Source organism: Aequorivita sp. 609 (genome assembly GCF_014212065.1).
GTDB classification, from domain to species: Bacteria; Bacteroidota; Bacteroidia; order Flavobacteriales; family Flavobacteriaceae; genus Aequorivita; species Aequorivita sinensis.
In genome coordinates, this window is sequence record NZ_JACJVM010000034.1 from 395,816 (window position 1) to 407,914 (window position 12,099).

Consider the following 12,099-nt stretch of genomic DNA (forward strand, 5'->3'; position numbering starts at 1 on the left):
TGAATTCTAAATTCATATTTGATAGAATGGCGTATAAGCCTCGAAATAATGCAATTGTTGACAAGTCATTTTATTTTGCTTGTAAAATTGTTGTTTATTCAGAGGAGTTAAAGGCAAATCGTTATTACGAAGTAGCCAATCAAATTTTAAAATCTGGAACGAGTATAGGTGCAAACGTAAGAGAATCCCAACGTAGCGTTAGCACAAAAGATTTTAAAAATAAGCTGGGAATTGCTTTGAAAGAAGCTGAAGAAACGGAATATTGGTTAGATATCATTGATGAAACAAACATCTATCCAGTTCCAAAAGGAATGTACGAAGATTGTGATGAATTAATGAGATTGTTAGTGTCGATTATAAAAAACTCATAATTCTGAATTCATAATTCATAATTGAAAAAATGGCGAATTTAAAAGAAATACGTAACAGAATATCATCCGTTAGTTCAACGATGCAGATTACTAGTGCCATGAAAATGGTATCGGCTGCAAAATTGAAGAAGGCTCAGGATGCAATTACAGCAATGCGTCCTTATTCTGAAAAACTTACTGAACTTTTACAAAATTTAAGTGCAACGCTTGGAGAAGACAGCGGAAGCAAATATTCAGACCAACGCGAGGTAAATAAAGTTTTGGTGGTTGCCATTACCAGTAATCGTGGTTTGGCGGGAGCTTTTAACTCAAACATCATAAAACAAGCTAGAAACTTGGCAGCTGAAACGTATGCTGGGAAGCAAGTAGATTTTATGACGCTTGGGAAAAAAGGGAATGACATTCTGAAAAAATTCGGAACGGTAATCGAAAATAACAACAATATTTTTGATGACTTAACCTTCGAAAACTCTTCAGAAATTGCTCAAAACCTAATGGATTTATTCTCTGAAGGCAAGTACGATAAAATTGTAGTGGTTTATAACCATTTCAAAAACGCGGCTACACAGTTAGTAATGACTGAGCAGTTTTTACCTATTTTACCTCCAAAAGCTATTGAAGGTGAAGCAGCAAGCACAACTGAAACAGCTTACATTTTTGAACCTTTCAAAGAAGAAATTGTTGAATCTTTAATTCCGAAAAGCTTAAAAACTCAGTTGTTTAAAGCTCTTCGTGATAGTGTTGCTAGTGAACACGGTGCACGTATGACTGCGATGCACAAAGCAACCGACAACGCAACCGAGCTTCGCGATTCATTAAAACTTCAATACAACAAAGCACGTCAAGCAGCTATTACCAATGAAATCCTTGAGATTGTTGGTGGTGCAGAGGCATTGGCAGGATAGCTTCGGCTGCGCTTAGTTACCGAGCCTCGGTTTATCCCGTATTAATTCGGGAAACTCAGCTAACTTTGTTATTATAAATTATTTAAAAGCCTTTCGAAATCGGAAGGCTTTTTTAGTTCATAAATATTAATTTTTTCCTAAACCTATCTATGTAATATTATGTTGGTAGGTTTTTTGTTCAATAAAATTCGTAATTTTCCAATATGATAAAGCAAATAACTATAATACTGACCCTCCCAATCATTCTCTTTAGCCTTTCTAGCTGCGGAGGAATGAAGAATACGAACAGCAAAAAACTTGTTCAAGACCCTCCTTTTAGAGTAATTGAAGCCTTCTACCAAAATTGGGTAGCCGGAGTAGAAGAAGGCGGTTCGGGAGTTAATATCCACCTTACTTTTAGTGAAAAAGATGCCGATGTATTGATTCAAAATATCTACTTCAGAAATGCTATCCTAGAAGCCAAAGGAAACATAAACGCGCCTAATAAGTTCGTAGGGTATCACAACAATAACACTAAACGAGACGTAATTATGGATGCAGACCCAATGAAAGAAGCCAAAAACACTATTTCAGACGAATTTCCATTTCAATTGAAAGATAACGAGGCGGTAGTTGAATATTGGTATGGTGGAAAAAAGAATTATTATAAAATCGGAAATATTTCGCAAAGAGATATGATTCCGTATCCTCAGGCTAATCCAAATCAGCACGAATAGATAGCTATATCCTGCTAAGGAGTGAGTCTTACGTCTTATGTCTTTCAGTCCCGATAGCTATCGAGACGGTCTTACGTGTTAACCGGACACCACTAATTTCTATTCAATAATGAACCAATCTGAAAAGAAAACTTCTTGAAATTATAATACCTTCCTATTATGAAAATCCTTCACCTAGATAACAATCATCCTTTACTATTAAAAATGTTGAAGGATGCCGGATTTACGAACGAAGAAAATTACACAATTTCTAAAGCCGATACAGAGGAAATTATTTCAGAATATGATGGTATTGTAATCCGCAGCCGTTTCAACATTGACAAGCAGTTTCTCGATGCTGCCAAAAACCTGAAATTTATAGCTCGAGTTGGCGCTGGACTTGAGAGTATCGACATCGATTACGCAGTAAAGCTCGGAGTGAAGCTAATTGCCGCCCCAGAAGGCAATAGAAACGCTGTAGGCGAACATTCACTCGGGATGCTTCTTTCGCTAATCAATAACTTAAACAAGGCCGATAAGGAGGTTAAAAACGGTCTTTGGAATCGAGAAGCCAATCGTGGAATAGAACTAGACGGAAAAATTGTTGGTATCATTGGTTATGGCAATATGGGGAAAGCATTTTCCAGAAAACTTAGCGGTTTTGATTGCGAAGTACTTTGTTATGATATAAAAGAAAATGTAGGGGATGATAATGCAAAACAGGTTTCATTAAAAGAACTTCAGCAACAAGCAGATGTCCTAAGCCTTCATACACCTTGGACCCCTTTAACTGATAAAATGATTGATGCTGAGTTTATAAATGCCTTCTCAAAACCCTTTTGGCTTATTAACACCGCGAGGGGAAAAAGTGTAGTTACTTCAGATTTAGTTTCAGCATTAAAATCTGGAAAAATTTTGGGTGCAGGATTGGATGTATTAGAATTTGAAAAACTCTCTTTTGAAACACTTTTTGATTCAGATAATCTACCAAATTCATTGAAAGAGCTTTTTGCAATGGACAATGTAATTTTAAGTCCGCATATTGCGGGTTGGACGGTGGAAAGCAAGGAGAAACTCGCTACAGTAATTGCTGAAAAAATTATTAGAACTTTTAAAAATTAGAGATGAAGAATAGAGTAACAGGAATTGGAGGATTATTTTTTAAGACAAAAGACCCAGACAAAACGAAGGAATGGTACAAAAACCACTTGGGATTAAACACAGATAATTACGGTTGTACCTTTTGGTGGACGGATGAAAACGGCAACAAATGCTCTACACAATGGAGCCCTTTTAAAGCCGATACCGAATATTTTTCTCCAAGCGAAAAAGACTTTATGTTCAACTATCGCGTGGAAAATTTAGAAGAACTTTTAGAAGTATTAAAAGCAGAAGGGGTGACAATTGTAGGTGAAATGCAAGAATTCGAGTACGGGAAATTTGGTTGGATTTTAGATCCTGAAGGAAATAAAATTGAACTTTGGGAACCTGTTGACAGTGCCTTTTTATGACCTAATTTTTTGACTCCTTCTCTTTTGTTTCAACACCTGCATCATTATCAGTAATTTCCGAGTACTTTTTCTCTAACTCAGCTTGAAATTCCTCCATAACCGGTTTTACAGTGCTTTCTGGCAAATCTGCAATACGAATATACATTAAACCATCCACTGCATTGTTAAACAAAGGATCCACGTTAAATGCAACAACCTTGGCGTTTTGCTTGATATATTTTTTAATAAGAACTGGCAATCGAAGACTTCCAGGCTCCACTTCGTCAATTATTTTATCGAATTTATTGAGATCCGCCTCACTTTCATCAAAAATGAAGTCTTTATCGGCATCCTTCAATTTTACTTTGTATTCTTTCTTCGGATTGATGTATTGCGCCACATATGGATCGTAGTAGTTCGATTTCATAAACTCTATCATCAAACCTTTCGAAAACTCTGAAAACTTATTGCTAATACTCACTCCTCCAATCAAGTAGCTGTGCTCTGGATAGCGCAGGGTGGTATGAACAATTCCCTTCCAAAGTAAAAACAATGGCATTGGCCGCAATTGGTATTCCTTAATAACAAAAGCACGGCCCATTTCAATGGATTTGCTCATCATTTCATATAATTCAGGTTCAAAACGGAAAAGATCCTGCAAGTAAAAACCGTTAATTCCAAATCGAGAAAATATTTCTGAACCTAAGCCCATGCGATAAGCCCCTGCCATTTTTTGAGCGTCATTATCCCATAAAAACATATGGTGATAATAGCTGTCAAACTTATCGAGGTCAGTACTGTTATTTGTTCCTTCACCTACTTCGCGAAAAGTAATTTCACGTAACCGTCCAATTTCCTGTAAGATATAAGGAATGGAATCTGCCTGCGCTAAGAACACCTCATAATTTTTACTTACTAAGAGACGTTTATCAGCATTACGAAGTTTTTCAATTTCGGCTTCCATTGCTTTCAGCGGAATTGGCCCAGCAATTTTTTTAGGTGGTTTTGGAAATTTTAATGTTTTTGGGATGCTGTCCAATAGCTTTTTCTTCTCAAAAGGATTAGAAAGCATATAGGTTTTCTTCCTAAGAAACTCGGTAAAATCTGATAATGATTCGTGTTCTTTTTGGTCGTTTACAGAAATTGGATTTCCAATTCGAACTTTTATTAATCGCTCTTTTTGGGTAAGAAGTTCTGATGGAAGCTTGGCTGTACGTAAGGTGTCACTAATCTTAGCCATACGGTAAAACAACTTGCTGTTTTTTGCGTGAAAATAGATCGGGACAACCGGCACTTCGGCTTTTTTAACCAATTTCATCGCAGCTTCTTCCCAAGGCTTATCAACCAAAAGTTTTTCTTCCCTATAGGTCGAAACCTCTCCGGCAGGAAAAATTCCTAGCGGATTACCTTCTCGTAGATGTGTAATAGCTGCTTTAAAACCTGCAACACTAGACTTTACATCCTTTCTATCTTCAAAAGGATTTACAGGCATTACATAGGGCTTTAGAGGCTCGATTCTATGTAAAAGAAAGTTGGCAATAATTTTAAAATCGGGGCGGTGTTCTAACAGTAATTTTAACAGAAGAATCCCGTCGATTCCACCTAATGGGTGGTTGGAAATGGTTATAAAAGCCCCTGTTTTAGGGATTCTACGAAGATCTTCTTCGGGAATTTCGAATTTTATTTCAAACTCTTCAAGCAGTGCATTTACAAATTCAAGATCCTGGAGATGCTTGTTTCTATCGTAAATTTTATTCAGCGTGGTAATGTTTAAAATCTTCATTAAAGACCAGCCCATAAATGTGCCTAGAAAGCCGAATTTATCTACGTTTATTGCTTTTGCAACTTCCTTTGCGTTGACTAATCCCATGAAATATTTTAGCTGTTTATATCCAACAAATATAGCGAAACCGATTGATACTACTCCTTAATTACCAATTGCACCGTTTCTTTGCTTTCTTGTTTTAAAAGTACGTTTTTATTTTCAGCAAGTGCCTTAACCTCAGTTGGGTTAAAATGCCTAATTGTGTATAGTGTGACGTTCTCATTCCATTTCACACGGAATTTTTCTCGCAATTTTGCTAATAGAATTTCTAAATTACCGAATTTATCGTTCACACAAACCGAAAAACTTATAGCAGAATTTTGAATTAGCTCTACTTTCATTTTATAGGTATGAAGCCATTTAAACACATCGCCAATGTTGTCTTCCATCATAAATGAAAAATCTAACGATGATAAGGAAATTAGCACTAAGTCCTTCTTTAATATGAAGCAAGAAGTTTCTGGATCTATTCTGTCTCCTTTCCCAACACAAGTTCCCGGAGCTGTAGGATTTAGAAAGGACTTTACAAAAAGTGGAATTTCTTTGCGCTGCAGTGGCTGTAAGGTTTTAGGATGTATTACCGATGCCCCGTAAAATGCAAGCTCTATAGCTTCACGATAACTAATGCGATTTAAGAGTAATGTTTTTGTAAAATATCGCGGGTCTGCATTTAAAACTCCTGGAACATCCTTCCAAATAGTTACACTTTCTGCATTTAAGCAATAGGCAAAAATTGCAGCAGTGTAATCACTCCCTTCTCGACCTAGAGTAGTGGTGAAGTTGTTTGTGTTTTCTGAACCTAAAAAACCTTGAGTTACACTAAGTCCCGAAGTATTTACTTTTCTTGATATTTTTTGCTGCGTTAATTTCCAATCTACACTAGCATCTCGATAGTTGTCATCGGTAATTATGCATTTGCGAACGTCTATTAATTCGTTTTTTAATCCAAATTCTGTAAGGTATTCAGAAACTATAGTGCTTGAAACTAATTCTCCGTATCCTACTACTTGATCATAAACGAAAGCGTGATTTTTAGATTTGTTTACTTTTAAAAAGGATACCATCTTATCAAATAACTTAGCTATTTTTTGATATATAAGGTGGTTTGTATTCTCAAATAATCCATTAACTATCTCTAGGTGATACTCTTTAAACGTTGCAACAAATTCGTTACAAGTAGTAGTGTTATTTTTTAGATATTCAGCTATTACATTTTCAAGTAAATTGGTAGTTTTTCCCATTGCAGAAACCACAACTACAATATTCTTTTCTTCTGTAGCTTTAAGTATTTCAGCAACATTTTTTACACCATCTGCGTCTTTTACAGATGCTCCTCCAAACTTGAATATTCTCATAAATTTTTTATATCAATCTCTTTAACACGAATGAATACTGAAAATAGTGTTTACTACATTATTTTTCAATAAAGGCTTTTAGTCCTTTTTCATCCATATGTACAACGCGCCATTCTTTCATAATATTTGCGCCACTGCGTTCGTAAAATCGAATTGCTCCAGTATTCCAATCTAGTACATCCCATGCAACCCTTTTTAACCCTTGATTGTAGGCAAATTTCATAACTTCGGTATAAAGAGCCTCCCCAATACCTTTGCCGCGATGTTTTTCTTTTACAATTAAATCTTCTAGGTGAAGCGTGCGTCCCTTCCAAGTGGAAAAACGGTAATAAATTAACGCTGCTCCAACCACTACATTATCAATTTCTGCAACAAAACAAGTAAACAGTGGATTTTCGCCAAAACCATTAATCTCTAAAACTTCAACCGAAATTTCAACAGCATCTGGTTCATTTTCAAAAACCGCAAGTTCTTTAATAAGTTCTAGAACCTGTGGCATATCCATTTTATTCGCTTTTCTAACCTCCATTCACGTTATTTTACTCGTTTTCAAAATCGAGTTAAGTTTCTTCTTGCAAATATCGGTTCAATTTCTTAAAAATCCCGATATTTGCGTGAAATTCAGGAACCCCTACATCACAATGGCAAAAATAAATCAATCTCTTGGCGAATTTATAATTGAAAATCAAGAAGAATTCAAGTATTCCTCAGGTGAGCTTTCACGACTCATAAATTCAATCCGTTTGGCGGCTAAAGTGGTAAACCACAAAGTTAATAAGGCCGGATTAGTAGACATATTAGGTACTGCAGGAAATCATAATGTACAAGGTGAAGATCAGCAGAAATTAGATGTTTTTGCAAACGAAGTTTTTATAAACACACTTACAAATCGCGAAATAGTTTGCGGGATTGCAAGTGAAGAAGAAGACGACTTTATTACAATTAAAGGCAGAAACGAAAAAAACGACAATAAATACGTTGTTTTGATGGATCCTTTAGACGGTTCTTCAAATATTGATGTAAACGTTTCGGTTGGAACTATTTTCTCCATTTTTAGAAGAGTAACTCCTACAGGAACTCCTGTAACTATTGAAGACTTTCTTCAACCGGGAATCAATCAAGTTGCTGCTGGATATATCGTTTACGGAACTTCAACTATGATTGTATATACAACAGGTCACGGTGTAAATGGTTTTACCTTAAACCCAGCCATCGGAACATATTACTTATCTCACCCAAATATGAAGTTTCCTAAAGAGGGACATATATATTCGGTAAATGAAGGTAATTACGTACACTTCCCACAGGGAATTAAAGACTACATTAAATATTGCCAAAAGGAAGAAGAAGATCGCCCTTATACTTCACGTTATATAGGTTCGTTAGTATCAGATTTCCATAGGAATATGATAAAAGGAGGGATTTATATCTATCCAAGTACTTCTAAAGATCCGAAGGGGAAACTTAGACTTTTATACGAATGTAATCCAATAGCTATGATTGCTGAACAGGCGGGAGGAAAAGCTAGTGATGGTTTTCAACGTATATTAGAAATAGAACCAAAAAGCTTACATCAACGCGTTCCATTTATTTGTGGAAACACCGATATGGTTGAAAAAGCTGAAGAGTTTATGAAAAACTCAAAATAAAATAAAAAGCCCGAAACTATTGTTTCGGGCTTTTTTATATCTTAAAATAGAAACTTAGTCTTTTCTATTTAATAAGTATCTGTAATCTTCCAGGCTTAATCCTCCAGAGTAAATTGCGATAGATCTTTTAATCAAATCTCTTGCAAGTTCTGTAGTGTACCCAAGTCCGATAGCGTATTTTTCAATTAAGAAACGCTCGTGATCGTCAATTACATTGTCTGCAAAAATAATTTGAAACAAATCGTGCATACGCTCTAAACGTCTTTCAGCCGAGTTAGGAGGGTTTATAGGATATTTTAAAGGATTCTTTATGATTTCGGCATATTCAGATTCTACAATATCTAATTTACGCGCCAATCGCTTAAGCATTTTCTCTTCCTCAATGTTGATTTCACCATCAACCGCAGCCATATTAACTATTGAAGCAAAATGGCCTAAATTTCGGGAATGCTCCCCGCTCTCAAATAAATCTGTAAATGACATAATTTGGTTTTAAATATCCTACAAATATAAAACTTGTAAATGAAATTTACGACAAAAGCAAAGCAATCTATTTTATAGCTGTCGGTATTATTTTATTGCATTGATATAAACTTTTCTTAATTGAGAGCCCATCGGCTTAGACTTTCTTTAATTTTAAAGAGATATAAAAATAAGAAAGTGTACCAACCGCTATTAGTTTTTAATGAAAAAGGCATTTATTGTCAACAAGCAGATGTGTATATAGATGCTTGGAAACCTGTGGATAAGTGTATTATTACCCACGGTCATGCAGATCATAGTCGTTGGGGACACAAAAAATATATCACTCATAAAAATAACGTTCCAATTATTAAACACCGATTGGGTGAAATTGTAGTTTCTGGAAAAGAATGGAACGAATCTTTTACAATAAATGGGGTTAAATTTTCACTTCATCCTGCCGGGCATATTGTAGCATCTTCACAAGTGAGGGTGGAGTACAAAGGCGAAGTATGGGTGTTTACAGGAGATTTTAAAACTGAAAATGATGGCATAGCCGAACCTTTTGAACTTGTAAAGTGCAATACATTTATTACCGAGTGTACATTTGGAATTCCCGCTTTTAAATGGACTCCCCAAGAGGAAGTTTTTTCCGATATCAATAATTGGTGGGCGGCAAATAGGGCTGAAAATAAAACTTCTGTTCTCTTCGGATATTCTTTAGGGAAAGCACAACGCCTACTTAAGCATCTAGACCCAAATATTGGAAAAATCTACACCCACGGAGCCATAGAAAATATGACTCAAGTTTTACGAGAGAATTATGATTTTCATCAAACAACTCGAGTTACCCGAGATACTAAAAAAGAAGACCTATTAGGAAATATAGTCTTAGCTCCTCCAAGTGCGCACGGCGGAACTTGGATTAGAAAAATGGTGCCTTTTGTTACTGCTAGTGCTAGTGGATGGATGACATTTAGAGGAGCGAGAAGACGAAGAGCAATAGATAGAGGGTTTGTGCTAAGCGACCATGCAGATTGGGACGGACTCCTTACTACAGTTAAAGAAACAGGTGCCGAAAAAGTAATTGCCACCCATGGTTATACCGAAATTTTCTCTCGTTATCTACGTGAAGAAATGGGACTAGATGCACGTACCGAAAAAACGCAATACGAAGAGGAAGGTAGCGAAACCCTGAAAAAAGAAGAGGATGACATTTCGCCTGCGTTCAGTGGTACTACACAAGCCAAATTTAATGAAGACGAATAATGAAAGATTTCGCCCGACTCATAAAAAAACTAGATAGCACCAATAAAACTACTGAAAAGGTGGCGGCGCTTACGGCTTACTTTCAAATGGCGAATGATGAGGATAAGTTATGGACAATTGCAATATTATCGCATCGACGTCCAAAACGACCTGTAAATACTTCATTATTGCGAATATGGGCTACAGAAATTAGTGGAATTCCTCTTTGGCTTTTTGAAGAAAGTTATCATATAGTTGGTGACCTTGCCGAAACAATCGCTCTTATTTTACCTAGTAAAGCACAAACAGAGGAAACAACAAAGTCCCTATCGCAATTTATACTTGAAATTATAGAGCTTCGAACGCTTCCTGAAGAGGAAAAGAAGAAATATTTACACGAAAATTGGCTTGCATTAAATTATTTTGAACGTTTCGTTTTTAATAAAATCATTACGGGAAGTTTTAGGATAGGTGTGAGCCAGAAGTTGATGACAAGGGCGCTTTCAAAGGCTACAGAAATTGACGAAGATATTCTCGCTTATAAACTAATGGGAGATTGGACGCCACAGAAAACCACTTTCAAAAAGTTAATTTTAGAACACAACGAGGAAGATTACCTAAGCAAACCTTACCCTTTTTACTTGGCTTATGCAGTTGAAGATAATTTTCAAGAAGATTTAGGGTCGATTTCCGACTGGAGTTTTGAACATAAATGGGATGGCATTAGAAGTCAGGTAATCATAAGGAATGACGAGGTTTTTGTTTGGTCCAGAGGAGAGGAATTAGTAACCGATAAATATCCTGAGTTTCAAAAGTTTCTCTCAGTAATTCCCAATGGAACTGTAATTGATGGTGAAATTCTACCTTTTGGAAATGGCGAAATTGGAAATTTTAATGCGCTACAAACGAGAATTGGACGGAAAAATTTATCCAAAGCGCTCTTAGAGAAAACCCCAGTGATTTTGAATGCTTATGATTTATTGGAATGGAATGGAGAAGATATACGGCAGATGCCTTTTTTAGAACGAAGAAAAATTCTAGATAATCTCATTCAAGGAATTGACAGTTTAGAAAATGGAATATATTTAAGTGAAACTATGACTTTTAATACTTGGGAAGAAGCTACGGCAGAACGAGAGTTATCACGAGAGAAGCGCAGCGAAGGTCTAATGCTAAAACGAAAGGATTCCCCGTATTTAGTCGGGAGAAAAAAAGGCGATTGGTGGAAGTGGAAAATAGATCCTTTTACTATTGATGCTGTTTTAACTTATGCCATGCGTGGGCACGGGCGTAGAGCTAATTTGTATACCGATTACACATTCGGACTTTGGCATGAAGGTGAGTTAGTGACTTTTGCTAAAGCCTACTCAGGGTTAACAGATGCAGAATTTAGACAAGTGGACGCGTGGATTAAACGAAATACCTTGGAACGTTTTGGCCCAGTAAGAAGTGTAACTCCTCATCACGTTTTTGAAATTGCCTTTGAAGGAATAGCAGAAAGCAGCCGTCATAAAAGCGGAGTTGCAACACGTTTTCCAAGAATTTTAAGATGGCGAAAAGATAAACGCATAGAAGAAGCTAATACGCTAGATGATTTAAAAGCCTTAATTCCGAAGTAATCCATTAAAGCTATGCTGTAAACAAAGTAAGACCTCTCTCATTTTCAATTAGGGGTGTCAGCTTTGCTGACGGGGTGATTGAAGCGATATTTTGATTAAATTGAAGCTATGAAAAAGCAAATTCATAATCTTAAAGAAATGGAGGTCTACCGCAAAGATTTGCGAAATAATTCAACCTCAGCTGAAGCTTATTTATAGAATCATTTAAAAGGCTCTAAACTCTATGGCAGAAAATTTAGAAGGCAACATAGTATCGAGCATTATATAGTTGATTTTTATTGTCCTTCAGAAAAACTTATTGTGGAGCTTGACGGTCAAATTCATTTAAATAGTACAGCCGATGAATATGATAGAAAACGAGAAATAGATTTGGAGAATTTAGGGTTTACAGTTATACGTTTTGAAAATAAAATGGTTTTCGACTTTTTACCATCTGTTTTGAAGGAAATATCGGACCATTTTAAAATTAAAGAGTAACCT

At 36.1% G+C, this 12,099-nt stretch carries 12 protein-coding genes and 1 pseudogene; 9 read left to right on the plus strand and 4 right to left on the minus strand.

All coding sequences use genetic code 11. The features are described from left to right. Window positions 1–26: 26 nt before the first annotated feature. The 5 genes from H4O20_RS11230 to H4O20_RS11250 all read left to right on the plus strand — a co-directional run bounded on the left by H4O20_RS11230 (window position 27) and on the right by H4O20_RS11250 (window position 3,482). Window positions 27–371 carry a four helix bundle protein gene (locus H4O20_RS11230; protein ID WP_185099296.1) on the plus strand — a complete coding sequence of 115 codons (345 nt, stop codon included), beginning with the start codon at window positions 27–29 and terminating at the stop codon, window positions 369–371. A gap of 29 nt (window positions 372–400) precedes the next feature. Continuing rightward, window positions 401–1,276, plus strand: coding sequence for an ATP synthase F1 subunit gamma (gene atpG / locus H4O20_RS11235; protein ID WP_185099297.1), 876 nt, complete (start codon window positions 401–403; stop codon window positions 1,274–1,276). A gap of 272 nt (window positions 1,277–1,548) precedes the next feature. Continuing rightward, the gene (locus H4O20_RS11240) at window positions 1,549–1,992 is read left to right on the plus strand and encodes a hypothetical protein (RefSeq protein WP_185099298.1); all 444 of its coding nucleotides are present in this window, start codon (window positions 1,549–1,551) and stop codon (window positions 1,990–1,992) included. Window positions 1,993–2,151: 159 nt separating this feature from the next. Next, on the plus strand, window positions 2,152–3,093 hold the full coding sequence (locus tag H4O20_RS11245; RefSeq protein ID WP_185099299.1) for a 2-hydroxyacid dehydrogenase: 942 nt from the start codon (window positions 2,152–2,154) through the stop codon (window positions 3,091–3,093). A gap of 2 nt (window positions 3,094–3,095) precedes the next feature. Beyond that, window positions 3,096–3,482 (plus strand): VOC family protein, encoded by a 387-nt coding sequence (locus tag H4O20_RS11250; protein WP_139854224.1) that lies wholly within the window; start codon window positions 3,096–3,098, stop codon window positions 3,480–3,482. Window position 3,483: 1 nt separating this feature from the next. Here the strand turns inward: H4O20_RS11250 and H4O20_RS11255 are convergent, their stop codons facing one another. Genes H4O20_RS11255 through H4O20_RS11265 form a run of 3 tightly spaced genes read right to left on the minus strand, consistent with a single transcriptional unit; the run spans window position 3,484 to window position 7,170 of the window. Next, complete coding sequence (locus tag H4O20_RS11255; protein WP_185099300.1) at window positions 3,484–5,331, minus strand: lysophospholipid acyltransferase family protein; 1,848 nt, start codon at window positions 5,329–5,331, stop codon at window positions 3,484–3,486. Window positions 5,332–5,381: 50 nt separating this feature from the next. Then, window positions 5,382–6,641 carry an aspartate kinase gene (locus H4O20_RS11260; RefSeq protein ID WP_139854226.1) on the minus strand — a complete coding sequence of 420 codons (1,260 nt, stop codon included), beginning with the start codon at window positions 6,639–6,641 and terminating at the stop codon, window positions 5,382–5,384. A 58-nt stretch (window positions 6,642–6,699) separates the two neighbouring features. Further along, complete coding sequence (locus tag H4O20_RS11265; RefSeq protein ID WP_139854227.1) at window positions 6,700–7,170, minus strand: GNAT family N-acetyltransferase; 471 nt, start codon at window positions 7,168–7,170, stop codon at window positions 6,700–6,702. Between the two features lie 112 nt (window positions 7,171–7,282). Here H4O20_RS11265 and fbp point away from each other — a divergent pair, with 112 nt between their 5' ends. Then, a complete protein-coding gene (fbp, locus tag H4O20_RS11270) occupies window positions 7,283–8,290 on the plus strand; it encodes a class 1 fructose-bisphosphatase (protein WP_139854228.1) in 1,008 nt (335 codons plus the stop codon). 54 nt (window positions 8,291–8,344) lie between these two features. Here the strand turns inward: fbp and H4O20_RS11275 are convergent, their stop codons facing one another. Next, window positions 8,345–8,773: a TerB family tellurite resistance protein gene (locus tag H4O20_RS11275; protein WP_139854229.1), complete on the minus strand. Its 429-nt coding sequence runs from the start codon at window positions 8,771–8,773 to the stop codon at window positions 8,345–8,347. 177 nt (window positions 8,774–8,950) lie between these two features. Between H4O20_RS11275 and H4O20_RS11280 the strand changes: the two genes are divergently transcribed. The 3 genes and pseudogenes from H4O20_RS11280 to H4O20_RS11290 all read left to right on the plus strand — a co-directional run. Next, window positions 8,951–10,021 carry a ligase-associated DNA damage response exonuclease gene (locus tag H4O20_RS11280; protein ID WP_185099301.1) on the plus strand — a complete coding sequence of 357 codons (1,071 nt, stop codon included), beginning with the start codon at window positions 8,951–8,953 and terminating at the stop codon, window positions 10,019–10,021. Then, window positions 10,021–11,619, plus strand: coding sequence for an ATP-dependent DNA ligase (locus H4O20_RS11285; protein WP_139854231.1), 1,599 nt, complete (start codon window positions 10,021–10,023; stop codon window positions 11,617–11,619). The genes H4O20_RS11280 and H4O20_RS11285 overlap by 1 nt, the downstream gene beginning before the upstream one ends. A 213-nt stretch (window positions 11,620–11,832) precedes the next feature. Continuing rightward, a pseudogene (locus H4O20_RS11290) lies at window positions 11,833–12,096 on the plus strand (endonuclease domain-containing protein); the annotation flags it as partial. Between the last annotated feature and the right edge of the window lie 3 nt (window positions 12,097–12,099).

What these genes read in the sequence shown, in the direction of transcription:
- fbp (WP_139854228.1), top strand. Translation starts at nt 7,283, where the DNA reads ATGGCAAAAATAAATCAATCTCTTGGCGAATTTATAATTGAAAATCAA.
- H4O20_RS11255 (WP_185099300.1), bottom strand. Translation starts at nt 5,331, where the DNA reads ATGGGATTAGTCAACGCAAAGGAAGTTGCAAAAGCAATAAACGTAGAT.
- H4O20_RS11285 (WP_139854231.1), top strand. Translation starts at nt 10,021, where the DNA reads ATGAAAGATTTCGCCCGACTCATAAAAAAACTAGATAGCACCAATAAA.
- H4O20_RS11260 (WP_139854226.1), bottom strand. Translation starts at nt 6,641, where the DNA reads ATGAGAATATTCAAGTTTGGAGGAGCATCTGTAAAAGACGCAGATGGT.
- H4O20_RS11275 (WP_139854229.1), bottom strand. Translation starts at nt 8,773, where the DNA reads ATGTCATTTACAGATTTATTTGAGAGCGGGGAGCATTCCCGAAATTTA.
- H4O20_RS11240 (WP_185099298.1), top strand. Translation starts at nt 1,549, where the DNA reads ATGAAGAATACGAACAGCAAAAAACTTGTTCAAGACCCTCCTTTTAGA.
- H4O20_RS11265 (WP_139854227.1), bottom strand. Translation starts at nt 7,170, where the DNA reads ATGGAGGTTAGAAAAGCGAATAAAATGGATATGCCACAGGTTCTAGAA.
- H4O20_RS11230 (WP_185099296.1), top strand. Translation starts at nt 27, where the DNA reads ATGGCGTATAAGCCTCGAAATAATGCAATTGTTGACAAGTCATTTTAT.
- H4O20_RS11245 (WP_185099299.1), top strand. Translation starts at nt 2,152, where the DNA reads ATGAAAATCCTTCACCTAGATAACAATCATCCTTTACTATTAAAAATG.
- H4O20_RS11250 (WP_139854224.1), top strand. Translation starts at nt 3,096, where the DNA reads ATGAAGAATAGAGTAACAGGAATTGGAGGATTATTTTTTAAGACAAAA.
- atpG (WP_185099297.1), top strand. Translation starts at nt 401, where the DNA reads ATGGCGAATTTAAAAGAAATACGTAACAGAATATCATCCGTTAGTTCA.